Raw genomic sequence first — 26,047 nt, 5'->3', positions numbered from 1 at the left:
TGCTCAAAGAAATTATCGGTTAGTAAATCAAAAAGGAGATAAGTCATTTACACTTTATCCACTAAACCTATAACAAGTTTATCAACGAACGCCACTTCGTGGCTGGACAGCTTAAAGCGTGGCTTCGCCACAGGCTGCCCGTTATAAAGGCGTTATGCATTTTGAGGTTTATGTGCACAGAATTTTATGGTTGATCTCTGGCCTGCTTGCAAGTAGCGCATTTGCTTCAGATCTAGCTACACACAAGGCCGGAATCTGGACTATTGAATCTACCGAAAATATGAGTCGGTGGGTCATCATTCATAACCTTGAGAGCGCAGCGACTACCGGTGTATTTCATATTGAAGTGATTGGTCGAAAACATGGCAATGCTGCTTGGCAAGTCGAGCGCCTAGTTCGCCATATGGCAATCACAGAAAAAGTATTGAAGGCCAGTGTTAAAGACCCTCTGAATAAAGGCGGTGTTTATCCTGAATCTTTTGACAATGCTTATTCGTCTTGGCAGAAAGAAAACAATGGCAAGGGTGGGGCAATTTGCGACACATCCTTAATAGAGTGCATGTAAATGCATAATCAGGCGTTGTAGTGGATGCCCGACACTGTGCGCTTACTTGCACAATGTGCAAGTAAGCACTCCGTTCCGGCCACCACTGAACTTGGCGTTATGTTTCAGGACAGTCATGAGTGAATATTTGGAATTTGAGCGATTATCCGAAATAGATGATCTGCTGAAACTAAGAGTGAAAGGCGAAAGTAGCGGATTTGCCGGTATAGCCGATTGCTACGTTAATGAAGACCAATTTCAAGAGTTTTGCACTCAACTAATTGGCTTTCCCAAGAAACGAGAGGATAGCGTTCGGTTTTGCTCTGGTGAGAGTGATCAGTTGTCTCATTTCGATATTGTGTTCTCTTGCGCCGATAATTCTGGGCGCATACTGGCGGCTATACAAATTGTATCCAGAGATACCCGTTATCCCCGAGAAAAGGTATGTTTTGTAGCTTCATTCTCATTTAAGGTTGAGCCAGCCGCATTTGATCGTTTTGTAGGTGGCTTATCTCGGGTATCGGTAATTAATAATGTGGGTTCAAAAGCGGCCCTAGTAAATGAAACATAATAATAGGCATCACTTGCGGCCTGCGGCCGCTGGGAGGCCAACCCGCTGCGCCTCGTTGCCTGTGTGTGGTGCGTTAGGCCCCTTTGCTATATGCCACTGATAAGAATCAATTTACTGTTACTGTTCAGCTTATTGGCAACAATAGTATTACTGGTTGCTGCTTTCTTTTCTTACGATTTAGCGCATGGAAATTTATGGCGTTTTTTATCATGGCCTGCTCATAAGGCTCGCCTCTGGAATGGCGGCATCGTGCTCCAATCAATAACTGACTTCATATTCACAAAGTACAGCCAAGGCAATGTACATATCGCAGAAGCCTTGATATTAATTTTTACGTGGTGGCCAGTAACATTTGCAGCCATGTACTTTACATTCCGAACCAAGCGTAAAGGCCCCTAACTAGTGGTTCAAATCGCTCGCTTCGTTCACTGGGACGGGCCCCGCCCCTTAACCAAACGTTAGGTTTCGAAACATGGTCGCACATCGACTATTTTTTGTTTCTATCCTACACGGTCTATGTTGCGGGTTGTACGGGTGTCATGGGTAGTTCGCACTAACTCATAATGGGGCAGAAGTGAGTTAAAGCAACTTGTCGAATCAAATTGCATTGTGATTTGAATATTGACAGGTTAAGTCCATGACTAATCCAGTTTAATCATGCGTTCAGTTTGATCTGTTCTTAGACCACTATCTTCACCTGCAGACGTGTCACCCGATAACATTACGCTTCATGCCCTGTCGTCAGCTTTAACCAATCCCAATACAAATCATGAGCCGTGGGCAGTAATGCACTAATGCGGTGGTCGATCATGGCCGGTATCTAAGAGTGTTGTTCCTATGTTCCTGCCGCGTGTTAACACTGCAAGTGTGTCTGCTAATTTTATGCTGGCTAATTGCTTGTTGGGATAAAGGGATGGATAGGGCCGATGCCTAGCATTAATGTGCATGTTTACGTTTGTAAGCGGCTTTACCTGCAGATGCATTAGGCGTTCAGATATTCGCTTATGTCTGTGGGTGAAGTCAGCTTTGATAGGGCAGATATAGGCGTGTTGTATCGCGATGGCGAGTGGCAGATACCGCACGTTTTCTTTGCTGTAGTTGTTACTTATATGTTGTGTGGTGATAGGGGGATTACACCGTTATGGTTCAACAGTGCTTCGATGCGGCCTAGATAATCCCTAGATCCACTCAAAAAGTTGGGAGCACTCTAGACCATGCAGCAGTAGGGCTATAGGCGAGTCATTGCATCAACCCTACAGGAGGATGCAACGACTCGCTTTTGTTGGCCTTATGTTAATTTTATCAGGTTAAAAAGATCAGGGGAATTGCGAGGTTTTGAGTAGTCTTGCGTGAGCTCCAAGCGCTCAATCTCCACTCGACATCACACTTCTGGACAAAAGCGAGCTAGGTTTTTTATTCTAATTCGTAGAGTTTGGATTAAAATTTCTATGGATTAACGCCGCCTACAGCCGCCTAGCGCAGCGAGGTCCAGCGCGCAAAGATGCTTGGCTTTATTATGTGTGTGATACAAGGTAAGAGCCATATTCATCTTGAATAACGCCTTGGTTTACAAAATTGAGCGAACTTATACCCAACTCTTTAGTCGCATTCTCGATATTTTCAGAGTGTACCACTTTGGCCGGCTCATAGTACTCACCTGTTGGAGAGTCAAAGGTATAGATATCTAGGTAATCTTCTGAACCTTGGTCATAAACTTCCCAAAGACTACCGCTAATACCTTTCTCCGTCTTTGCAAAGGAAGCCCAACGAATGCACCTTTCATCATTGAGTGTGAACCCTCCGAGGAATATCTCAATTAACTTTCCGCGATGCAGCGCGGAATTCGCTTCTTCAATAGTGAGGTATCTACGAGTCATAATTTATCCAAAATTGAATTGCCACCGTTACTTTGGTCACTTTGAAGCATTACTAAAATTTGTTCAACTAGCGGATTACTTGCAAAGTGCTGATGTGGAACAAAAATCATTTTGGGGCATAAACGTGCCAGAACGGTTCGGCCTGACACGAGTATGGACCAGAGCTCGCGAGCCCGAAGCTCGCGCAAATGCCAGCATGATACGCGTGAATCTGTCTATTCTAGAGTAATTCACTGAAACTAAACATTAAATTTTTTCATTAGAAAATATCTTGCTGGACTGCCAGAAAATTCAGGAATGACACCTGCAAGTTCAAAACCTATTTTTTGATAAAAAATTGGTGCTTGAATTGATAAGGTGTCCAATTGTGCTATTAGGCATCCTCTGTTTTTAGCTTCTAATTCAGCCATGAGCATCAACTCACGTCCTAAGCCTGCACCTCTATGCTTTTTAGCAACCCATACAACATCAATTAAAAAATTTCTGTATATGGTTCTACCTGATATGCCACCAATAAGTTGATCACTTTCATCTCTAGCGGTCAGCATCAACGGCTGTGCTGCTTCATTTCCTATTTGCTCATGAATATGTTCTCTAACACCTTCAATCAGCGCGTTAAAAATTGTTGGTTCTTGCTCATTTATCACTTGAAATTTCATTAACATACCTTAGCGTTAATCTATAACTCGTCATTGATTTTTGGTTAAAACTGGATTGGTGGTTTTTAATGAAGAATGTTGCTTTAGTAACCTGCCAAATCCTGCCAAATTCCGGTAAGTGAAATGAGTTCTTCAGGTGGTGTTGCTGCTGCTCGCCAATAATGCCGACCATCGCCGGTGCGCTTTAACAGCTTATGGTTACACAATTCTCGCCTAATAAGCGCGAAGTCAGCAAATCCAAGAAAACGCTTAATTACGCTATTAACGTCCTGTTCACTGTAGGATTGTTGGTACTGAAAACGGCACCAAAAAAACCATAAACTTTGATCTTGAAGGGCACGTTTAGCTGGCCACGCTCTAAGGATGTAATTTGAGTCCATGAAAGGTTGTAGCTTTCGCGGAATCATAATATCAAGTTGTTTGGGTTTGTTTAATTTGACCGCATTATTTGTAGTTAACGCAGCATCACGAAAATGTTGGAAATTGGCATGTCCTGCCGACTGGGCAAGAATATTGAGCATTTCAAGGTGCGAAGGAAACCTTTCACAATTTTTAAATTGATTACGCAGATATTTAGCCAGCGTCGAAATATCTTCACAGCTAAAAGGGATGATTTGTTTCGTCATAGTGATACCCGTTTATGGGTGCCCACAATTAAGTTGTCTATTTGCAATGCAAACAGAGTCACGATCGCCGTCCTACGACATAGGCACACAATATACAAAGTACCTTTATATTTAACGTTTCGGCAGGTTTAGCTCTACGATTTTTCGTAGCGGCGATGCCTAGGTGAACTGCCGACCAGCCCGTATTATTAATTAACAAGATCAATATGACAAGTTTTTAATGTGACTTAAAAGCGGCTACAAAACGAGAAAAATAATAAAATCATGACAGCGATTTTAAGAGCTCTCGAACCAGAAATCGTTCTCTCAAATAGCATACCAAGCCAGTGAATCAGACTAGGCAAGTATGATTCACTGTAACGATTTTTGAACTCCCTCATGGTCAGGTCATACTTTTGGGTATCCATTACTTTATGTATATCTAACTATCAGACTAAGCAAGAGCTAGCCTTCGAGCCGTGGCAAGCTTTGGGGCAGAAGTGAGCTAAAGCTACCTGTCGGATCTAATTGCATCGTGCGTTCTGTTTGACCTGTTCTTAGACCACTTTCTTCACCTGCAGACGTGTCACCCGAGCACCTTACGCGTCATGCCTAGTCGTCAGCTTTATCTAATCCCAATACAAATCATGAGCCGTGGGCAGTAATGCACTAATGCGGTGGTCGATCATGGCTGGTATCTAAGAGTGTTGTTCCACTTGGTCCTATGATCCTGCCGTGTTGATCTGCAGGTGTGTCGCTAATCTCACGCTGGCTAATTGCTTGTTGGGATAAGGGTATGGATAGGGCTGATATCTAGCATCAAGGTGAATGCTTACGTTCGTTAGCTGCTTAATACCTGCAGATGCATTAGTCATTCAGGTATTCGCTTATGTCTGTGGGTGAAGTCGGCATTGATAGGGCATATATAGGCGTGTTGTACAGCGATGGCGAGTGGCGGATACCGCACGTTTCCTTAGTCTTATTTGTTACATGTGTGTTGTTTTGAGATAGGTGTATTACACCATTGGGATTCAACAGTACTTCGATGCGGCCTAGATAATCCCTAGATCCCCTCAAAAAGTTGGGAGCACTCAAACCCATGCAGCAGTAGGGCTACAGGCGAGTCGTTGCATCAACCCTAGAGGAGGATGCAATGACTCGCTTTTGTTGCTTTTGTGTTAACACTTGAGGGCGTAAAGGGTAGGGCAAAAGGTGAGTTTTTTGGTAGTTCTGGGTGAATTGATGGCGCCCAAATGGATCCTTCTATTCGGCTCACTGTTTCGGTCGCGGCCTCATCCTGCGAAGGCGTTATCCGCTCCCCGTTTTTAGTCATCGAAAGCAGGCGAACTGGGATGATCTGCACACTGTTTCTGGGTGATTGAACTCGTTTTTAGGCTCATGCTGCCTTAATCTGAATTGTTATTGATATGTTTCTATTCAATGGGTGTTGCTCAGTGTGTTGCACCAATATGGTTCAACCGTTTTTCGATGCGGCCTAGATAATCCCTAGATAGCCTCAAAAAGTTGGGAGCACTCTAGCCCATGCAGCAGTAAGGCTACAGACGAGTCATTGCATCAACCCTAGTGGAGGATGCAATAGCGTGCATTTGTTGCTTTGGTGTTAAATATTGACGATAGGGTGAAGAGGGTAAAAGCCAAGGTTTTAAACGGTTTTTGACGGTTTTATGTGAACAGTAGCTGTCTAGGCCTTGGCTCATTTTAACCGAGTGCCTGACTCGTTCTCTTTACCTATATTAGTCATCCTGCATGGATAGGAATGGAGCGATGATCATGTGCAATTATGAGGAATTTTGATTTTCAGATGGGCGGATTTCGTGCCTCGCCGATGCTCACGGTTTGATTGAAGCAGAACGCGACACCTTATGGTGATGAGAATCACTCGCAACACGATGTAGATGCGAACTATTATCATCGCGGGTCCTTCCGGCTCGGTTGATTGCGGGTTCGGTGACGCGCAGTGCTTCACTACATATGAGGATTTTAGAGGGCTTGGTTGTTGTTTTATTAGCGGGCTTTTAGGGGGCGTTCATAATATTGAACGCTATATATGGTGTTGATTATAAATAATTATTCTCCTTACTTTCTCCGAAGCTCAAAAATAGGTGTGCTCGGATATACCAACTTCGACAGATCGATTTTGTGATCCTTTGATCTTTGCTTTATGCGCCAATGTTATATCTCCATTTTTTTACTTCGGAGGATGAGGTAGTGGCGATATAAGCGGAGCAAAGAGGGCTAAACCACCTTCTTAGGAAGGTGGTTTATTTCAATTTGGCTTATTTTTTAAAGAATGCTTCGTTTGTACCGTATGGGCCTAGGTTAAGATCACGTTTACGAATGGCATCAACACGATCAAAGGCTTCTTCAGCCACTCTCAAGTTTTTCACATCTTTGCGCCAATAGTATTTAAAACCATCAAAGTGAGCATTATTCGGATACCAGTAGAACACGCCTAAACCCTCTTTGTTTAAAATTGGCGTGTTGTGGATATGAGCCCCAGGTATGTAGAAGTATTGACCTTTAGCTAGGGTTTCAAATTTATTGTTTGCTAATGTTTTACTTGTGCCATTTACGACGTAATAACACTCAGGTTGGCCATGAAAGTGCGGCTCATGATCTGACTTGCCACCATTAGTAATACCGATAACAACTGGGCTGTCAGACAATTCTTTCCAAATATAGCCAACGGGAGAGTTTTTAGGGTCGCAGTTTTTTGCTTCTAGGACATTGCCATTATCATCCAAGGTTTTACAGAAACGTTGATCCGCGGCGATGCTGTCGTTGGGTTTAATGGTATTAAAATCGATTTTGCCTGCTTCCCAATCAGTAATATAAGCTTCAATTTCTGGGTTACGACATTGCTCAGGCATAGTATCTTGTGGGACATAAGGAGTACTGTCCGCTGGCACCGGTGTCATTTGTTGGTATGGAAGTTGTGCATGGTTACATTGTGGGCCTTGCGCCATAGCTGCCGTTGATGCCAATGCGGCGATTCCAAAAAGCATTTTTAATTTCATCATTATCTATCCTATTGTCTTAATTTTTAAAATGGCGGTATTGTGTTGGTATTATTGTTCTGTCACTAACAATAAAGAGATTGGTCTACCGCAAAGGTGAAATGGATCACGTCATGTTTTCAGTGGCAAACTTATTCGTGACTCTGCTCGCGAATAATCTTATCTGCGACCCTAGCATTAGAAATAGAATTGCAGACTGACTTGTGCATAGTTGGAGGCTCCCTGAGTTGCCCTGGGCTGGGATACTGTGGGCACAAGAGAAGTGATATTGTCTTGCATTTGATAACGACCTATTTCAGCGCCTAAAGTGAGTGATTGGGTTAAATTGGTGAATAAGTTAACCCCAGAATGACTACGATCTGTTTGTTCTACTTTTGTGGATGTGTGCCCATAAAAGATACTTGAACGTGTGTGTTGGGTCCAAAAGTGCCTATAGGCGAACATGACGGATAAAGAATTTTCTAATTGCCCATCTGTGATATCTCTAGCTGCATCGGTTCCTACATAGCGCCCTAAATGACCATAGTGCAATTGAATACGAAGATCATCTTTCCCTATGGAATGTATTTTTGCCGCTATTGATGTACCACCACCCCATTGGGCTGTATCGGCGGAGTCTAAATATCTTAGTAAACCTGATATCGACACATTACCCCAGTCACCCGATTGGTTGTAACGAACGATCATGTCTGGCAGATAATCATGGTTGGTATCAATCCATAGCGGTTCTGTTGACGTGAGTGCTGTGGCGAATTTAGTTTGTGCACTTGCTTGTTCTGGTGATTGAGTTCCGTAGGTGTAGGGGTTTTCTAGGGCAAACTGCCAATGGGCTGTGTCATAGCGTACCAGCGCTTGTCTTATCATGGCTTGACCAACTAATGGCCCGCCTAAATCGGCTGTTTCAGCAAAGGTGCTGGTATTGACTAAGGTGGACCAAGTTTGCCCAGCCGTTACGCCTTGGTAGGATATAAATGCGTGCCTTAGGCGGGGGCTGTAGGAATTGGAAATGATCGGATTCCCCTGTGCCGAGCCAACAAAGTCAATTTCAGCAAAGGCTTGAACTTCATTTGAGGTGATGGTCATATTTACGCGACTTTCTTGCGCACTGAATTGAGTACGTTTAGTGTTATCCGCGAAAGAACCTCCACCTGTCCAACTGTCTTGAAACTTCAGATTACCTTCAACATAACGTGCGTTTGCCTTAATAAATCCCCCCATTTGTAACTCTGTTCCATAGAGTGGTGAAAACGGAATAAAAAATAGGGATAAGGCGAGTAAAGTGTGTTGCTTCATGGTTGGCTAAATCACATTGAAAAATAAAAAATGCCCTAATAAATAGGGCATAAAAAGAAGGGTCGATCAAAACCGCTGGAACGTCCCGATCGACTTGATTATTACAAACAAGAGTTAGAATGGAGAGTTAGAAATAATAGCCAAAGTTGATGTTAATGCGTTTATCCCAATCATTACCGACTTCCGGTAATCCAACATGGTCGTTATTGGCAGTAGAGAAGGTCATATTTTTACCCATAACAAAGTCGATCATTGTGTAGGTAGGACCTGCAGAAATCGCCATACCAGTGACGTTTTGCATACTGTTATCGTAGCTATCATCATCAACATCTGGCGTCATTAAACCAAAGTCGTTGTAGAACTTAATGCTACCCCAATCTGTGTTCACGGTTTTGGCAATGTTGATGTTATAGGCTTGGCCCTTAGAAGCAATTTCATACTGCCAGCTCACTACTGACACGCCAATTTTATTGGAGTCGATAGCATCTGCAGCATCGTATTCATATTGCATGGCTTGCATTTGTAAATTCCAGCCTTTGTAGCTGCTGTCTAAATGCAATGCTACGGCATAGCGATCGCCATTGTTGCCCGTCTCGCTGTTGTAGATTTGGCCATACTGCACAGAGCCACCAAAGGTAGTCGAGCCGCCTTCGTATTCTGTTGTATAAGTTTGGCGCACGTTTAACTGGTTAGTCTCTTCATTGTGATACTCAGTGCCATTGATGGTACCGGTATACAAATCGGTCGAATAACGCTTGTTCTCGGTCGCACCATATTCAGCATTTTTGTAAAAGGCTAAATCAGTATGCCAGCCATTTTTTTCGTAAGTGGCTTTAAGACCGATATCATGATCATCCTCAAAACCTAAGTAGTAAGGTAGACCAAACCACCAACTGTTAGAAATAAACTCGCGATTACCAAAGGGGACCTTGTTGATACCAAATTGCAGTTGCCAGTCTGGATCAATGTTGTAGTAACCATAACCGTACTTGATATAGTTAGTGCCTGAAGTAAAACGGTATTCTGCGGCTAAACCGAAGTCGCCTTTTTTACCATCAAATTTAATTGCGGCCATATCAAAATTAAAATCGCCGCCTTTGTCTTTTGAGGCTTTGTCATAATCTTTATAACCATAGTTAACACGCACTGCACCGCCAACGTTAATACCATCTTCTTGTTGTTCTGCAGCAAAAGCGGCTGAACTCGACATGGCCATTGCAGTTGCAACCATGGACAACATAAACCGAGTGGATTGTTTCATCATCGTTACCTTTTATTTTAGTATTTGAATTTTAATAATTAATTTACATTTCTTTGAACCAAGTACGGTGGCATTCAGCACAAACTGGGGCCTTTTTTTCGTGTTCAGCGTGGCAGGCTAAGCAGCTTGCACCTTCGTTGTAGTGCAACGATTTGTGCGGATGAGCCTCTGGGATCGGTAGCTTTTTCTCGTCAACGGGGATACTGGTTATGTCACCGTGACATTCAACGCACGCTGCGTCGGTAGCATTTTGCTTACCTGAACCTTGGTGACAGCTTTTACAGCCTTCTTGATAGAGAGACTCATGATTTACTCGGCCTTGAGTACTGCCTTTCATTTTTACCAGCTCTCCGGCGTTTACATTGCCAGCAAATACGAATCCAATAAGGAGTGTGAGTAGTAATTTATTCATAATATTTAAGCCTGCATGTCAGATTTGATGGTTTCAGATACGATAATTCCCATCGTCAAGCACTCTAGGCATGCCGTTGAACTTAAACGTGTTCCACCATGTGTACCACCGGTCGCTTCGCCAACTGCATACAGTTTCTTAATTGTCGTTAACGATTGACTGTGCATAACACGGGCACCTAAATCGGTTTTTAATCCTCCCATGCAGTAATGCACTTTTGGCCAGATCCGCGAGACAATAAAGGGAGGTTTTAGCTGTACAGCCGTATCCATCATGCGGCCAAAGAGTGGATCAACACCTTTAGGTACTTGTTGGTTGTACTCAGTAACGGTTTGTTTTAACTCATTTAGTGGGATATTAAACTGCTTAGCTAATTGCTCTAGGCTATCGACTTTCCAGGCAATTTGGTCACGCACGGCACGGGTGACGCGTTCATCGCCAACATGGTCATCATGATTAAAAAACACGACAGGATAAGCGGGGGAACCATCTGCATTACGGTTTTTCATTATGGCGTCAGAGCAGGTTTTTCTGTCGGCACGTTCATTCATAAACCGTTTACCATCAAGAACATTGACGGAAATGCCCTTATGGAAACCAATCGACAGTAACGCATTTGACCAACCGAAGCCGCCTTCATCAGGCGAACCCCAGTGGCCAGTTTGAATAAAGCTCATATGTATAGGCAGTGCACCGTGTGCCATGGCTGTAAGGGTGACTTCTCCAGTCGCTCCTAGCGCATTGGTGCAATCAAGTGTCTTATCAAGCGATGGATCAACCAGCTCACGCAGTTTTAAATTTCGAGAAAAACCACCGTGGGCAAGGATAACGGCCTTGTTAGCTTTGATATAGATTGTTTTGCCGGTTTTGAGATCGGGGAAACGATAATTTTGGCGAACTTTGAGGCCGATAATTTCCTGACCATCCATTATGAAATCTTCAACATAGTGTTGAAGACGATATTCAACTCCTTCTTTTTTACCCACTTCATAAAGTTTAGTGGTGATATCGCCGCCCACACCGTGTTGGGTACGAATCGCTCGTGCTTTATTATGTCCACCCACTTGCTGGTTAAATCCTTCGCGAAACTTTACCCCTGCATTAATACACAGGTCATAGGCATCCAGTGCGCGATTAGCCATTTGGCGCAACATGTCAGTATTTTGCATACCGCGGCCAGAAATGATTTGATCTTTAACCAGTTCCTCTGGCGAATCATCTTGAATGCCTTGGGCTAATTGGATTGGATTTTTGGGAATGGCTAGCCAACCGCCATTAATCGCAGAGTTACCGCCAATGACTTGCATTTTTTCCAATACAAGTACGGAACCAAGACCTTGGCGTTTAGAATTGAGTGAAGCAGATAAACCCGCGAAACCTGAACCCACGACGATAACATCGCGTGTTTCATCCCATTTTATGTTTGATGCGCACTCATTAGCTGATGCTGCACTTGGCAGTGCGGCTGCAATACCGCCAATAGCTGCACCTGCACCCAGTTTTAAAAAGTTTCTTCTATTATGCATGTTGTTCACCCTCTACTTCAGTATGCAAGCAAGATAGAGGCTATGGGGCAGGCTAAAGGTGAACTAAGTCACGGCTTTTTTGGAGTGGCAAACTTATTCGTGAGTTATGTCTAGAATAATCTTTTTTGAAAATGAAAGTTTTTTGCAACAAAAATGTAAGTGAAGGGATTTTAATCTTTGAAAAAAACTTGTTGTTGCAATGTATGCTTGAGGTAACTCACAAAGAACATAAATAAAATGCTCACTTGCGTGAGCTTTATCCCGATTAGTCATCCTTACCCTATAACAGGTATAAGTTAACAACGCATAATCCACGCTTACTTAGCGTTTTATTCGGGTTTAGTGCATGAAATGTCCTTCTGACACACTATCTATTTTAAGGTGCAATCAAATACTGGATGCAGCTGAGCTGTTGATTGAGTCGCAAGGCATCGTCTCTTTTAAGTTTTCTCAACTGGCTAAAGAAGTCGGTTGTTCTACTGGCACCTTGTACAAATTTTTTGAACGAAAAGAAGACGTTTTAGTTTGTCTGTTCCTAAGAAGTGCAACCTCTAATCACTTGCCAATTTTTATTAATAAAAATCCTGAATTAACGGCTAAAGAACGAGTATTGTTGCCAATTCTATTTACCTTTGAAACGATAAAACGCAGCAAAAGCTTTGCAACGTTACGTTCTGTTTCTGTTAATACTATGGTATGGCAACTTGCCAGTGATGAAAAAGTCGAACGCTTTAAAAAGCGCATTAATGCGTTCTGGGGCTGGTTTACTGACTCGCTCAATCTAGCAGTAGAAAAAGGGGAATTAGAGGCGACACCATTACAGGTAAAGGAGTTAGTACAGGGCATCACCTTTTATTTAACCGGGGCGTTAACTCAATTTGAGAGCCAGCTTATCGCGCCAGAATACCTTTCTAATCGTCGCGAAACCTGTTACCGACATTTGGCTAAATTGATGGGGCAATATAAGTGGAAAATGCCCTTAACCCCAGAATTATATGATTCTTTAGAGGCCAGAACGATTAAGTTCTTCGACCAACATTATCGTGATCATATGAGTTGCGCTGCATGTAGTGCGCTGTCTTGTACAAATGGTGTTGGGGGTAACGGTGATTGAAATCAACAAAGCTCTGTTTCAGTAGGTTTTATACTTGTGCCCAAATTCAACTCAGAAGAATGGTTTCTTTTACGGATAATTTATCAAACTAGTGTGTTGCGGCTCTTCATAGCAATCTAGTTTTTGATCAAACTTTATTATGCTTCTAGATAAAGTCGGAGCGACGTTGGCCTGAATAAAGTCATCAGGCTAGGTATGCCTGCAAATAATTCGTTCGCTGTTCATATTTTCAGCATGAAATATTCGTTTAAAAAAATAGATTAGATTTGCTTGTGCTAAAAATAGTGCAAATTGTACGGTCAAATACAGTGTAAGCTATTGAATACACAGGCTGCACATTTCGCATTTGCATGTAAATGCACATAAATTATTAGGGTAATTAAAACGTGCAAAATTACATAATTTATGTTTAAATTTAGCAGGTTATGATTAAACGGTTCACTGTCATGGGGTGTCAGGGGTCGGAGGTTCGAATCCTCTCATACCGACCAAATTCCTCTTTTTATAAGAGTTAAAAAGCCTGCAAACTTAATCGTTTGCAGGCTTTTTTATTTTTATGCAATTTTAAAGTTCTTTTTAAGCATGCCAAAAGACTTAGGTATATGCATGGTAAAGTGTCCTAGCTTGAATCATGAAAAAACATAATAAATATGGGCAGGCTGCGCGTAGCTGCGACTTTATCATAGTGTTGAATCACCCCGAGGTTTGATTGATAGGGGGGGATGTATAAGTTGTATTGTTAAATAGAAATTTTCTGAAAGCTTTGGGTAATGCTTTGAAGATTCAGAAGTGGCATTTATTGGGAGCAAAAAAATTAGTTGGACACACTTTTGTTCCCATCTTATAGTTGAATAAACTGCATTAAAAAACCCAAATACCACGCCAACAAAGACGCCCAAGTATAACCCCAAACTGCCATCAATAAAGCAGCGGAAGCCAGCCTTGGGTGAAAAGCGCTGGCGATAACTGGTGCAGAAGCCGCACCACCAATATTACACTGACTCGCGATCGCGAAGTACATGATAGGTAATCGAAAAAATACAGTAAAAATAAATAAGATAATAATGTGTATAGAGAACCAAATAAGAGCGATACAAACGTAATAGGGCGCGGTGCTCAATGCGCTAATATCAAAGTTCAACCCCATCAACATTATCATTATATAGATAAAAAAAAGAGCTGCCTGCTGAGTTTCCTTGACTAACACATGTCTTGCATTTGTTAATGAAAATAATAATCCTAAAAAAGTTGCAATTAATACTGACCAAAAAAATTCAGAAGTAAGATTGTATTTAAATAAGTGTGGGAAACTATTAGCGATTCTTGTTGCAAGGAAAGATGATAATTTTTCACTAAAGAGAATTACAATGAAAAAAGTCAAGCTCAATATCAGAATCCAATAATAGCTTGTTTGTTTTCCTATCACTTTACGTTTGATGTCAGTGCAAAATATCGGTCTATAGCTTTTATCAGCTTTCAGGAAATCATCGATTTTATCTTGGCGTTCTGCAATGAAAAGTAATATAACCATCCATATACCGGAAAAAAGAATATTAATAGCCATCATTACCGCAAATACGGCATCACCGACACTGTGGATTTCTTTTACAGCCAATTGATTGGCGGTTCCGCCAAGCCAGTTTGCCATCAGTGTTGACATGCCTTTCCAGGCAGCATTATCTCCCTGCCAGACGAGTTCGTTCGGAAAAAATATAGAGCCTAACCATAGGCTTAATGGACCGCCAATACAGATGCTCACAGCACCTAGCACGTACATACCGAGAAGTTTTTTTCCCACTAAACTGAGAGCAAAGAAATCGGTACCTAAAATCAGCAAAAATAAACAACCGGGCATTAAGTGTGTTTTTGCCATTTCGCTAAGTTGACTATGACTTGCATCAATAATATTTAGCGAGCTAAAGATGGCAGGTAAGGTGTAGCACATTAGCATCAGTGGAAAAATACGATAAAATTTCTTAAAAAGTGTAATAGAGGATGTGTGTGTATAAAATAAACCACATAGTAAAAAGACTAAAAAAAATCCTATTCCAAGATCTGATGATATCAATTAAATTCACCTAGTAAGAATAGCTGGTATACATTATTTTACAGTAGCTTACTAAAGGCTAGGAAACTCATGCTTAATGCAGATAATTCTTCTCCTTCACGCTGAATTGACCAATAAGTTCGTTTATAATCCCATCCATCCACAGGTAATAAAATAAGGTCTTTTCTTGCTAATTCAGCGTCAATCGCTAATAGGGGTAATACACTCAAACCTATACCTGTTCCAATTGCCCTTTTAATAGAGCCAATGGTTGACATGCAGATTTCATCACGAACGTGGATATTTAAGCTTTTTAATAACTGAATTGCACGAATTCGAGAGAACGATGATTCATGGTCGAATATCCACAATTGTTCACTAAGCCAAGATTTTGTATTTAAACCATTTGCAGCAGGATGAGTTACACCACTCACAATGCAAAGATTATCTTGTAACCAATGCTCACAAATGAGATTTTTACTCGCGGGTTTAGCATCAATAAAGCCTAAGTCTAGTTCTTTTTCTGAAACCATTTTTTCAATAACTAAACTATTATCAATGACTAGTTTTATTTTTACATCGGGATATTGGTTCTTAAATAATGGAATTTTTTTAGATAATACATAGTTACCAGCAGTCTTACTGCTCCCAATGGTTAACGTCCCCTTAATGCCATGTTCAGGGAATGAAAATATATTTTCTAACTCTTTTCCCTTGGATAGCATTTCATTAGCATAAGGTAATATTATTTCTCCATGCGCATTTACAACCAAACCTCCCGCCACTCGCTCAAATAATCTGCAGCCTAAAGAACTTTCTAATTCTTTAAGTGCCATACTTACAGCAGGCGTTGACATATGAAGTACTTTTGCCGCTTTTGAGATCTGCCTCTCAGAATGTATGGCTTTAAAGATCATCAATTGTCTTAATGTTATCCGCATCAAATGCTCCGCGAGGGGGAAATCAGTTATACTAGCAGTATAATAGTTTAAAACGATAAATAATTAACATGATAAATATCTGATTTTTATAAAGCGGCTATTTAGCCGCTTTATCTATAGAGGTTAAAATAGATATCTTGTAGATACAAAAATGAGAGTGTCATCAAACTCAGTATGTCCTTTGACGTCAGTATAGTCACCATCAAAATAGGAAATACCTACCCCAAAAGTCAAATCCTTTTGAGCCTTAAAATCAACGCCTACTGAATATTGACTTACATCACTCTCTTTTAGTGTTTTTAGATCTGCTCCGGCATTTTTTGTCACTTTACCCAGCCCAGCATCATCTTTTAAATATTGAAATTTTATATCATATTTATTAATAGGAACAATCATACTTAACAGATAGGAGTTACCTTTAATATCATCATAAATACTTGACTCAGAGTGCTGGTACATAGCCCCCAATTTTACGGATGAAATAGCAACACCACCCACCAGTCTTGTTGCCTCTAACTGGTTCAATCCATCAGCATAGGCTATTGAAATATAGTGACTATTCTTTTTAAGTGCTGCATCGCCTAGGGACAAGCTAATTGCATAATTGTTTTGTTTATCAGAAAGTTCTGGATTTTTTTGATTAAAATCCTTATCAAAAACATAACTGATACCCATAGTAACACCTGCGACCTTAGCGCTATTTAATGTTACCGAATCGCCTAATCTATCGTTACCTGCAATGATCATATTCATATCGCTTGAGGTAATATTAAATAAATCTACTTTACCTTCAGCACTTTTAAAAACGGTATCATTTCTTCCGAAAACAGCCGAACCATAGTTAGTTTTAAAACCTAAGTAAGAGTTCCTCGGTTTGAAAATATTAGAGTCATCGTTATCAAAGCTTTCTATCCCAGCTTCAAATTTATATAACAAGCTAAAATTATCATATACACTATACTCACCTTTAACGCCTAAATACGATGCATAATTTTCAAGGGAAAATCCATCAACTTTTTCGTTACCAGAAAGACCATTACTTGAGTTGGCCACACCAAGCCACAGTCTTCCATAAAAATCTAATGGCTCAGATAAAGCTGGAGTTGAACAAATTAAAATAAAACTAAAACCAATATATTTAGCATTTTTCATCGACATCACCTTTTTAGAATGTAAAAGCAATGCCATATTAGAGATTTAAGCAAACACATCTCCGCTTTAGATCACATCTAATCAACAAAAACATCGAGTTAAGCATAACTTAAAGTGTGTTAAGTTATATTTAATGATTTCAATTTATTGCTCTATGTCACTATTTAAAAAAATTAAGAAACTATCATCACGCCAAATCTTACCAAAACAAAAACTGGAGAATTGCATGAAGATAAAATACTTGAGTATTATTGTCTGTTCGATTTTAACTGCGTCATCATGGGCTGCTGATAATAAAAATGATTTAGCATCATTCCATAAAGATGTTAATGGTTGTAAAACCTGTCATACAGCACCTAATAAAGTGAGCGATAGCGAGACATTTGAAAATAAACAATGTAAATCCTGCCATGGTGATTATGGGAAACTAGCAAATCCTAAACTAGAAATTGACCCACATTCTTCACACTTAGGTGATATTAATTGTACGTCTTGTCATAAAGGACATGAACAACCAAAGTTATATTGTAATGAATGTCATTCATTTAAAGGGCTTGACATGCCTTTTAATAAAGCAAAATCTAAAGAACCGTGGGACAAAGGTTGGGATAATGAAGCAATAAATAAAGCGATAGCTGCAGGTCCTAAAGAAACAACGGATGTGATTGTTGTTGGAGCCGGTAGTGCTGGGTTTAATGCTGCGATTGCAGCTAAAAAGGCGGGGGCTAACGTTATATTGCTTGATAAAGCACCATTTAGTGGTGGTAACTCTATGCTCGCCGCAGGCGGGTATAATGCTGTGGGTACAGTTCAGCAAAAAGATCATAAAGTCGATGATAAAATCGAATGGTATGTCGAAGATACCATGAAAGGCGGTCGATATGCTAACGACCCTAAATTGGTACAAATATTAGCGGAGCAATCGGCTGATGGAATTAAATGGTTAGAATCTTTAGGCGCCAATATGGATGATTTAAAACGCTCTGGCGGTGCTAGAGTCGATAGAACACATCGTCCATCTGGTGGTTTAAGTGTTGGTCCACATATTATTGATGTACTAAGAAAAGCATCGGATAAAGAAGGGGTTGATACAAGACTCAACTCCAAAGTTGTTAAACTGGTTGTTGATGATGAACAAAAAATTGTGGGTGTTGTCATCCACGGTAAACACTCTGGTCACTATATGGTTGCAGCTAAGTCAGTTGTTTTAGCCACAGGTGGTTATGGGTTTAACAAAGAAATGATTGCTTTTTATCGCCCTACATTTAAAGGCATGACAAGTTCAAATAATATCACTTCAACTGGGGATGGTATTGAACTTGCTAAAGCAGTCGGTGCAAGTATGACTGATATTGATTGGATCCAGACACATCCAACAGTAGGAAAAGATAGCCGTATATTAATTTCAGAAACGGTTCGAGGTGTCGGGGCCATAATGGTTAATAAAGAAGGCAATCGCTTTATCAATGAATTAACGACTCGAGATAAAGCCTCCGATGCCATTCTAAAACAGCCTGAACAATATGCTTGGCTAGTATTTGATAATGAATTATATAAAAAAGCTAAAATGGTTCAGGGGTATGATCATTTAGAAATGCTTGAAAAGGCCAATACTGTTGCAGAGCTTGCAAAAATAACAGGAATGACCCCAAGTGTTTTAGACAAAACTATCACAAACTACAACCATTATTTCAAACAGGGTAAAGATGAGGCATTTAACCGTGAGCAGATGCCGCTATCAATAGAAAAATCTCCTTATTATGCCGTAAAAGTTGCTCCTGGCATCCATCATACTATGGGAGGAGTTGCCATTGACACTAAAGCTGAAGTACTCGATATACAAAGCCAACCGCTCAAAGGTTTATTTGCGGCGGGAGAGGTGACTGGTGGTGTTCATGGGTATAATCGACTGGGTGGTAACGCTGTCGCTGATACCGTAATTTTCGGTAAAATTGCAGGGACAAATGCTGCCAAACATGCTCTAAATACAAAGTAACACTAAATCAGTGAGAGACTCGTTATTGTCTCTCACAACATCTCAAGTTTTATTCATCGTAAATATTAGCAATAAAATTATTGCTTGAGTTAAAGTACTCCCCTGCTATTTTTTGAGAGGCTAATGTAGCCTCTCTTTTTTATTTGTCGGCAGAATTAGATTCGACGGATTTTGCTCACTTTTCGATGGCTTCATCTTTTTAGATAGCGCGGGAATATTGGCGAAATGTACTTACTCTTTCCATGAATCGAATAATACACTGTAGGCGAGTCCAGCATCGCACCATTTCTTAGAGAACCAATTACAGATTTGAACGTCGGAACCTTAAGCCGGATACGCAGTAACGATTACTATCACTGAACCTACATTTCCAGCGTTTAAAATTATTACACATATATTGATCAGCTTTAATGCTCAATAGGATTGTGTTGGTAGACTTTCCTACAGAGCATCAAAGCGGGTGAGGCTATTTGGCAGTATTATGCCGCGCAAGCCAGGCACTCAAGCGCTCTTGTGTGCCGATGACAAAGACAAAAAACGCCGGTACGAAGAATATTGCCAGCAAGGTACCACTGAGCATGCCACCGAATACGCCAGTACCGATTGCATGCTGAGTTTCGGCGCTGGCACCGCTCGCAAGCATTAAGGGTACCACTCCGAGAGTAAATGCCAATGAGGTCATCAGAATTGGCCGTAGACGCAGGCGTGCTGCGGTCACTGCAACATCTATCAGCGTATGGTCCTCGGCATGCAATTGGCGGGCGAACTCGACGATGAGGATAGCATTTTTTGCCGATAGGCCGAGGTGGTGGCTAGGGTGCAGGCGGTATTGCGACGCGCCCGCACTAACACGCTCATAAATACCCAAATGTTGCGCGTTGGTCCGTTCCAAATCGATTTAGACAGTCACGAGGCTAGCGTAATCTGTAACGGTCAGCAGGAGGCACTGGATCTGACCTTGACCGAGTTCAAAATACGCGCCAGCATGCAGAACCTGGCACTTTGACTGTGCAACTCTACTGCTCGGGGCAAGTTGTTATCTAACCGTAGAAGATGAAGGCCCTGGAATTCCTGATGAAGCAGCAAGCTACATATTCGAGGCATTTCGCCGAGTTGATCCGTCTCGCTCTCGAAAAAGTGGTGGCAGTGGGCTTGGCCTCGCAGTGGTTAAAACAATTGCTGAAGCTCACGGCTGCCACGTGGTTTGCCAGCCATCGGGTCGTGGAGGAACAATATTCGTTCTTTCTTGGCCAGTTAAAGCTGGTTTAGGACCTCCTTAACTATGTCCTGGTGATTCCTGCACGTACGGTCACCACGCCAGAGCACATTGCTGAATCGGGAAAATGCAGGGATTGTAGGTATTCCCTAGATCCCTTTGGTTGTTATCCGATATTGATTACAACTAATGGGATGTTATTTTGTTTGAATACTCTCAATTTGTTGTACTTGTAGCCTTGATATCGCATTTACGTGTAAGTGTACATAAATTGTTGAGCTAATTAAAACGTGCAAAATTACATGATTTATGTTTAAATTTAGCAGGTTATGATTAAACTGTTCACTGTTATAGAGTGTCAGGGGGGGAAGTTCGAATCTTCTCATACCGACCAAATTAGATGCTTAATTGTTAGTTTGTTTTAATCATTAAAATAACCAGCAGTTAAGTAAAACAAAACCCCGTGTTAGCATTGCTATACGGGTTTTGTTTTTTATACCTTTTCGCTGCCGATATGACTAACGCTGCTAGCGACTAAGGTTCAAGTTCGAGTGATTAGGCTGGCTTTGGCACAGCAAAAGGCAAAAGGCAAAAGGCAAAAGGCAAAAGGCAAAAATTTTCAAGGCGAAATCGTCAATTTCACAAATTATATGCATCCGCCATTTAGCATTTAAGACATTATTGAGTAGGACATTTACCTATGCGCGCGTTTGTTTTACGAGCAAGATCAGCACCTACTGACAGTCAGTTGTTTTTGGCTTCTGTCGGCCAAGAGGCGCATACCGAGATTTTAGCTCATACCCTGATGAACACTATCTTTGTGGCTCAGTCCCATCGAAACGATGTTGTCGTTTATTTGGTGCTAGAAAGTACCCATGATTTTTCCCGCACTATTTGCTTCGATACTCGAAATATTTGCCATATTGGTGGTTTTCACGAGCAAGCTTTGCTCATTAAAATTGCCAAAGCCTTAGATATTTCTCGGGGCATGACGAAGGAGCAAACCCGTGTTGTTGATGAGGGTATCAGTGTCAGTACCATCAGTTTTGAAAAGCTGGTGCAGGACCTCGCGGTGGATTATCAATTGTTTATGATGGATAAGAAGGGCACTTCAATCCGTGAGCAAGAGTTTGTGGGGAATCCGTGCTTTTTGCTGACCGATCATATTCCTATGCCGAAGAAAAGTTTTAATACCTTGAAACGACTCGGCGCGCAAAAGATTAGCCTAGGGCCTAAGATGTTGTTTGCTTCCCAGTGCGTGGTATTGATCCATAATGAATTGGATATTAATCAATAGCCTCTGAGTCTTATGTATCCGTTGCTAACGCTGACTATCCTTGTGTCGCAACTTGTGTGTCGAACCCCATTTTTTAATGGGGTTTTATATTTTCCCCTTTAAAAATGTGATCGCTTTTTGGGCTCTGCGTGACAAGGGCCATTCCGCGCGGTGGATAAGCCAAATGGTGTCTACAACTTGGCTGCCACATTCCACAACATAGATATCTTCTTGTCGTTCAAAGGCTTTGCGGGCGTATTGCGGTATAACCGTAAATCCTAGCCCTTTTGCGACAGGCTCGAGAATGAGGCTGATTTGGTTGGTAAATCCCTTGCAGGGGATCTCTTGAATGCCGGGATGGGTTGGATATTTACGGCTAAGCAGCCGAGTCGCCATAGCCTCACCATCGGGATGGGAGATAAACCCTAGCCGTTGTAAATCAGTCCATTCATGTTGCTTATGGCTCGCCGGTACCACAAGTTCAAGCGGCTCTTCGGTAAAATGTGTGCTGTGAATACGAGGATCGGAAGGTTTTAAGGTTACCATGCCGATTTCATGTTCATTGGCCAACACTGAGGCCACTATCTCACTGTCAGGTGCAAAACGGTGGCGAATGCTTAACGCCGGAAAGGCTTGTTGTAATTCGATTAATAATGGAAAAAGCGTTAAACCAATGCTACCTGGAGTGATAAGGCTAATATCACCGGCATTGGCGTCATCATGGATAAGTTTCTGTTGTAGGCGTTTTTGCGCGCATTCAACTTCTTTAACGTAGGTCAGCAGGTTTTCCCCTATGGGAGTGATTTCAAGCTGGCGGGTGCGGCGTAAAAACAGTGTGCCGTAGGTTTCTTCTAAGCGACTGATATGCTGACTCACGGCCGCTTGGGTGATACCTATGGCTTCGGCGGTGCGGGTGAAATTGCCTTTCTCGACTAGCACGCTAAAGGTGTGTAACCACTGTGGATTTATCATAAGTAAAATTTATCAAATCTATAATCTGTATGTGCTTTTAATTATGGCACGATAAGACTAGTCTGTCGTCATTCAGTATTCAAATACCTTTTGATCTTAATAGACACAGGAAACACCATGGCCGATCTATTTTCATCCTTTAAACTTAAAGACATTACCCTCAAAAATCGTATTGCCGTTGCGCCCATGTGCCAATACCAAGCCACTGATGGACTCATCAACGACTGGCATCAGGTGCATTACACTAGCCTTGCCCGTGGCGGTGCCGGTCTTGTTGTGGTTGAAGCCACTGCGGTTTCTCCTGAAGGCCGTATCACCCCCAAATGCCTTGGGTTATGGAATGACGAACAAGCACAAGGCTTAGCAAAAGTGGCTAGTGCGATTAAAAATGCGGGTGCTGTTGCAGGCATTCAGATTGGTCATGCAGGCCGTAAAGCGAGTGCCAATATCCCGTGGGAAGGGGATGACCATATTGCTGATGATGACACGCGAGGTTGGCAACCGATTGCACCATCAGCTGTCGCATTTGGCGCAAACTTACCTAAAGTGCCTACCGCTATGACGATTGAGGACATTGAGCGGGTTAAAGCCGACTTTGTGGCGGCAGCAAAGCGTGCCTTAGCGGCAGGATTTGAATGGTTAGAACTGCATTTCGCCCACGGTTATTTAGCCCAAAGTTTCTTTTCAACCTATGCCAATCAACGCACCGACCAATATGGTGGCAGTGCCGAAGGGCGGGGGCGCTTTTTGTTAGAAACCATTGCCGCGGTAAGAGACGTTTGGCCATCGCATTTACCCTTAACGGCGCGATTTGGCGTGATTGAATTCGACCATAAAGATGAAGAAACACTGACGGAATCGATAACCTTGGTGAAGCAATTTAAGCAAGCGGGGCTCGATATGTTAAACGTCAGCATTTGCTTCTCGACCCCAACGGCAAATATTCCATGGAGTCCTGCATTTTTGGCGCCTATTGCAGCGCGGGTTCGTCAAGAAGTGGGGTTCCCCGTTGCGACTTCTTGGGGTATGGATGATCCACATCAAGCCAATGCGGCCATTGAAGATGAACAAATGGATTTAGTGATGATAGGTAAAGCGTTTTTAGCGAATCCACATTGGCCATATCAAGCGGCGCAAACCTTGAAAATTGCGCGCCCATCTTGGGTATTACCCGCTTCTTACGCCCATTGGTTAGCACGCTACTCTACGGTTAAAGCCGATTGATTGTAGAGTGACTTGAGTTGATTTAAACCTAAGCCTTAAAAAGCCGTTATCTAGCGATAGCGGCTTTTGGCTTTAGTGGCAGGTAAGGTCCATCATAAGAGACTAGCTTCAAGATAATGGCCACGCAGCCCCACGCAGTTAAATCCAAGCTTCGTGCATTTCGTATTCATCCAGTCGCCAGGGAATAAAAAAGCCCCAATCCTGTAGGAATGGGGCTTTCTTAACTAAGATGATGAAGCTCAGTGGTTATAGAAACGTCGACCTTCACGCATCACTTCAATCAATTCAGGCGCGCTCATTTTTTTATTGAGCCTATGTTCATAGTTTTCATCGTAAATACGATATTTACCGTGGCGGTCAATCACTGTCACTTCTGCTTCTTGATAGATAGCAAAAATACGGCTATCACCTATATAGATCCACGTTTCTTTGTCAGGTTGTAATAGGCTGCGGCCAGCGCTGTAATCTGTCGTGTTATTGGTGCAACCTAGCACGTGGGTCATTAAAGTCGGCGCAATGCCGTAATGGCTGGTGCGGTATTTGACCTTAGAAGCACCCGTATTCGGCCAGTGGATCACTAATGGCACTTTGACACTCTGTGGTGACAGGTTGCGATTAGCTTCATCACTATTGCTGGTGAACATTTTGCCATTGACCCCAGTGATAATCACTAAGGTGTCGTTGGACACATTGGCCAGCATCGCCTTGAGTTGTTGATCGACAAAATACAGAGATTGGCGATATTGATTAAACAATACTTTTTGCGCTGGCATAAGGTCGGTATCGGCTTTCACTGTTTCGATACCCAGAAAACCTACGGGAGTATCAAAATTTTCTGGCGCTTTTAAGTTAACGAGCGCCAACCAAGGTTTATGTTGGATGCTGTGCCACTCGTTAAAACTGGCCACTGTGTGCAAATCGGCATCGGCGCTGCCATTGGTTTCTTTGGCTACGACAGGATTAAAGTCATTAAACATCGCCTGTGATGAACGCAAATTGAGATTGGTTTCAGGGAGGAAAAGCCCCAATTCATAGCCTGCTTGTTGAAAACTTCTGGTCAGTAAAGGACTGGTGCTATTAAAAATTCGCGCATCGCCATAACTGCCTTGCAGGCCATAGAGTAGCGAAAACATGCCTGTTCTAAATTGGTTGCCGCCGCTGAAATGCTGGGTAAAAGATTGATTATTTTCAGTGTATTGTTGTAGGAATGGCATGCTTTTACCGTCGACCATATCCGCCCGCAAACTGTCGATGGTAATCATCAACACGTTGATTTTCGTGTCGGCTTGGCAGGTGAGTGGCTGCTCTGGATAGCTGAGTACACTGGTGTTGTGATTGACGTCATCGCCTTGGTATGAACCATCGATACCGTGACTTTCCATAAAGGAGCGAGCAGTCGCGGGATAAGATAAAGGATAAGTATCGTCGAAACGGGTAATTTCGGTGATATCGGCGGCATCGGCCCAAATGTGGATCAAGTGGCTGCTGATAAAACAGATACACACTAAGGTGATAACTTTATTGCCTAAATTGAGTTTTTGGATCTTCTCTATGCGTTTCCACAAAAAATTGGCCATGGTCAGTTCAATGGCGATGATGGCCAACGGGGTGACGATATAAGAAGTACCACGGAGCAGGGCATTGAGATCCGCCCAAGCTAAATCGAAGGCGAAGGGGCTCAAGTGCATGCCGTAATCGGCGTAAACAATGGTATCGTACAATAAGATACAAAGACTTAGGGTCGCGATCACCGCCGCGACACCTCTTAATATCTTTGAATAGGGCAATATCAAGGTTAGTGGAAATAGGCAGATCAAATAGGCGATAAAGGCGAGAAAGCTAAACTGACCAATAGTGCTGACGCTCAGATAAAACCAGCCATACCAAGTTTCTGGATAACCCACGCTGCCAAGGTATCGGCTTCCGACTATCATGGCTAATAAGCCATTGAAGAAGGCGAACCAATGCCCCCAGTTGATGAGCCGGGAAACCCGATCGCGGCTCATTTGCTTTTTTCGCTCGACCATAGTGATCCGCTTATTCCTAAAAGGCCTTGTATCTTATATTCTTTTGATGATTATTACCCAGTTAACTTACTGGGATTTAACCGATTGTGCGAGTGCTTTTGCAAATTGTTCGGCCACGGCTTGACGCGATTCGCTGGGCACTTTACGTTCTAGCAGGTTAGTCACGCAGTTACCCAATGCCATCAGGCTCAGGTCAGTCGGTGCTTTATGCTTTTCTAACACAGCCAATATTTCGGCGATTAATGATTCAACTTGGGTGTTTGAGTATTTCGATTGGATTGCCATAATCAAAAAAT

The 26,047-nt window shown here is 42.2% G+C and carries 21 protein-coding genes and 1 pseudogene; 7 read left to right on the top strand and 15 right to left on the bottom strand.

All coding sequences use genetic code 11. The annotated features are described in order from the left end of the window. Positions 1-118: 118 nt before the first annotated feature. Both KO533_RS01885 and KO533_RS01880 read left to right on the top strand, forming a co-directional pair. Positions 119-565 carry a DUF5086 family protein gene (locus KO533_RS01885; RefSeq protein WP_231466235.1) on the top strand — a complete coding sequence of 149 codons (447 nt, stop codon included), beginning with the start codon at positions 119-121 and terminating at the stop codon, positions 563-565. A gap of 115 nt (positions 566-680) precedes the next feature. After that, positions 681-1,115 carry a hypothetical protein gene (locus KO533_RS01880; protein ID WP_028760220.1) on the top strand — a complete coding sequence of 145 codons (435 nt, stop codon included), beginning with the start codon at positions 681-683 and terminating at the stop codon, positions 1,113-1,115. 1,514 nt (positions 1,116-2,629) lie between these two features. Here KO533_RS01880 and KO533_RS01875 read toward each other — a convergent pair. The 8 genes from KO533_RS01875 to KO533_RS01840 form a co-directional block, all read right to left on the bottom strand. Further along, positions 2,630-2,992 (bottom strand): hypothetical protein, encoded by a 363-nt coding sequence (locus KO533_RS01875; protein WP_219252641.1) that lies wholly within the window; start codon positions 2,990-2,992, stop codon positions 2,630-2,632. Positions 2,993-3,231: 239 nt separating this feature from the next. After that, positions 3,232-3,651 carry a GNAT family N-acetyltransferase gene (locus tag KO533_RS01870; RefSeq protein ID WP_219252640.1) on the bottom strand — a complete coding sequence of 140 codons (420 nt, stop codon included), beginning with the start codon at positions 3,649-3,651 and terminating at the stop codon, positions 3,232-3,234. An 83-nt stretch (positions 3,652-3,734) separates the two neighbouring features. Further along, the gene (locus tag KO533_RS01865) at positions 3,735-4,277 is read right to left on the bottom strand and encodes a DUF2087 domain-containing protein (protein WP_219252639.1); all 543 of its coding nucleotides are present in this window, start codon (positions 4,275-4,277) and stop codon (positions 3,735-3,737) included. A gap of 2,276 nt (positions 4,278-6,553) precedes the next feature. Beyond that, on the bottom strand, positions 6,554-7,297 hold the full coding sequence (locus KO533_RS01860; protein WP_028759672.1) for a cupin: 744 nt from the start codon (positions 7,295-7,297) through the stop codon (positions 6,554-6,556). A gap of 174 nt (positions 7,298-7,471) precedes the next feature. Continuing rightward, positions 7,472-8,587: a hypothetical protein gene (locus tag KO533_RS01855; RefSeq protein WP_219252638.1), complete on the bottom strand. Its 1,116-nt coding sequence runs from the start codon at positions 8,585-8,587 to the stop codon at positions 7,472-7,474. Positions 8,588-8,714: 127 nt separating this feature from the next. Next, on the bottom strand, positions 8,715-9,851 hold the full coding sequence (locus KO533_RS01850) for a hypothetical protein (protein WP_012089431.1): 1,137 nt from the start codon (positions 9,849-9,851) through the stop codon (positions 8,715-8,717). Positions 9,852-9,891: 40 nt separating this feature from the next. Next, the gene (locus tag KO533_RS01845) at positions 9,892-10,260 is read right to left on the bottom strand and encodes a cytochrome c3 family protein (protein WP_012089430.1); all 369 of its coding nucleotides are present in this window, start codon (positions 10,258-10,260) and stop codon (positions 9,892-9,894) included. Positions 10,261-10,265: 5 nt separating this feature from the next. Further along, positions 10,266-11,786: a flavocytochrome c gene (locus KO533_RS01840; RefSeq protein ID WP_219251615.1), complete on the bottom strand. Its 1,521-nt coding sequence runs from the start codon at positions 11,784-11,786 to the stop codon at positions 10,266-10,268. 346 nt (positions 11,787-12,132) lie between these two features. Here KO533_RS01840 and KO533_RS01835 point away from each other — a divergent pair, with 346 nt between their 5' ends. Beyond that, positions 12,133-12,900, top strand: a complete 768-nt coding sequence (locus KO533_RS01835; RefSeq protein WP_105252712.1) for a TetR/AcrR family transcriptional regulator — start codon at positions 12,133-12,135, stop codon at positions 12,898-12,900. A gap of 841 nt (positions 12,901-13,741) precedes the next feature. Here KO533_RS01835 and KO533_RS01830 read toward each other — a convergent pair. The 3 genes from KO533_RS01830 to KO533_RS01820 form a co-directional block, all read right to left on the bottom strand. Next, positions 13,742-14,968 carry a DUF819 family protein gene (locus tag KO533_RS01830; RefSeq protein ID WP_219252637.1) on the bottom strand — a complete coding sequence of 409 codons (1,227 nt, stop codon included), beginning with the start codon at positions 14,966-14,968 and terminating at the stop codon, positions 13,742-13,744. A 38-nt stretch (positions 14,969-15,006) separates the two neighbouring features. Continuing rightward, positions 15,007-15,888: a LysR family transcriptional regulator gene (locus KO533_RS01825; protein ID WP_028759678.1), complete on the bottom strand. Its 882-nt coding sequence runs from the start codon at positions 15,886-15,888 to the stop codon at positions 15,007-15,009. Positions 15,889-16,011: 123 nt separating this feature from the next. Continuing rightward, the gene (locus KO533_RS01820) at positions 16,012-17,040 is read right to left on the bottom strand and encodes a porin (RefSeq protein WP_219252636.1); all 1,029 of its coding nucleotides are present in this window, start codon (positions 17,038-17,040) and stop codon (positions 16,012-16,014) included. 226 nt (positions 17,041-17,266) lie between these two features. Here KO533_RS01820 and KO533_RS01815 point away from each other — a divergent pair, with 226 nt between their 5' ends. Further along, positions 17,267-19,036, top strand: coding sequence for a flavocytochrome c (locus KO533_RS01815; RefSeq protein WP_173496814.1), 1,770 nt, complete (start codon positions 17,267-17,269; stop codon positions 19,034-19,036). A gap of 466 nt (positions 19,037-19,502) precedes the next feature. On the opposite strand, the pseudogene KO533_RS01810 reads toward KO533_RS01815, so the two are convergent. Then, a pseudogene (locus KO533_RS01810) lies at positions 19,503-19,841 on the bottom strand (efflux RND transporter permease subunit); the annotation flags it as partial. Positions 19,842-20,055: 214 nt separating this feature from the next. Here KO533_RS01810 and KO533_RS22590 point away from each other — a divergent pair. Beyond that, positions 20,056-20,316 carry an ATP-binding protein gene (locus KO533_RS22590; RefSeq protein WP_275956775.1) on the top strand — a complete coding sequence of 87 codons (261 nt, stop codon included), beginning with the start codon at positions 20,056-20,058 and terminating at the stop codon, positions 20,314-20,316. Positions 20,317-20,952: 636 nt separating this feature from the next. Next, positions 20,953-21,549: a tRNA (pseudouridine(54)-N(1))-methyltransferase TrmY gene (gene trmY / locus KO533_RS01800; protein WP_219252635.1), complete on the top strand. Its 597-nt coding sequence runs from the start codon at positions 20,953-20,955 to the stop codon at positions 21,547-21,549. 84 nt (positions 21,550-21,633) lie between these two features. Here trmY and KO533_RS01795 read toward each other — a convergent pair whose 3' ends face one another. Then, on the bottom strand, positions 21,634-22,500 hold the full coding sequence (locus KO533_RS01795; RefSeq protein WP_028759683.1) for a LysR family transcriptional regulator: 867 nt from the start codon (positions 22,498-22,500) through the stop codon (positions 21,634-21,636). A 117-nt stretch (positions 22,501-22,617) separates the two neighbouring features. Here KO533_RS01795 and KO533_RS01790 point away from each other — a divergent pair, with 117 nt between their 5' ends. After that, entirely contained in the window at positions 22,618-23,724 is a 1,107-nt protein-coding gene (locus KO533_RS01790; protein WP_028759684.1) for an NADH:flavin oxidoreductase/NADH oxidase, read from the top strand. Positions 23,725-23,963: 239 nt separating this feature from the next. On the opposite strand, the gene KO533_RS01785 is transcribed toward KO533_RS01790, so the two are convergent. Then, complete coding sequence (locus KO533_RS01785; protein ID WP_219252634.1) at positions 23,964-25,751, bottom strand: DUF3413 domain-containing protein; 1,788 nt, start codon at positions 25,749-25,751, stop codon at positions 23,964-23,966. A gap of 66 nt (positions 25,752-25,817) precedes the next feature. Beyond that, a complete protein-coding gene (locus KO533_RS01780) occupies positions 25,818-26,036 on the bottom strand; it encodes a YejL family protein (RefSeq protein ID WP_011847036.1) in 219 nt (72 codons plus the stop codon). Positions 26,037-26,047 lie beyond the last annotated feature (11 nt).

It is taken from the genome of Shewanella sp. NKUCC05_KAH (assembly GCF_019345585.1).
In the GTDB taxonomy this organism is placed as follows: Bacteria; Pseudomonadota; Gammaproteobacteria; order Enterobacterales; family Shewanellaceae; genus Shewanella; species Shewanella oncorhynchi.
The sequence above is the reverse complement of the archived record's forward strand: the minus strand, read 5'-3'. Positions and strand labels throughout refer to the sequence as shown.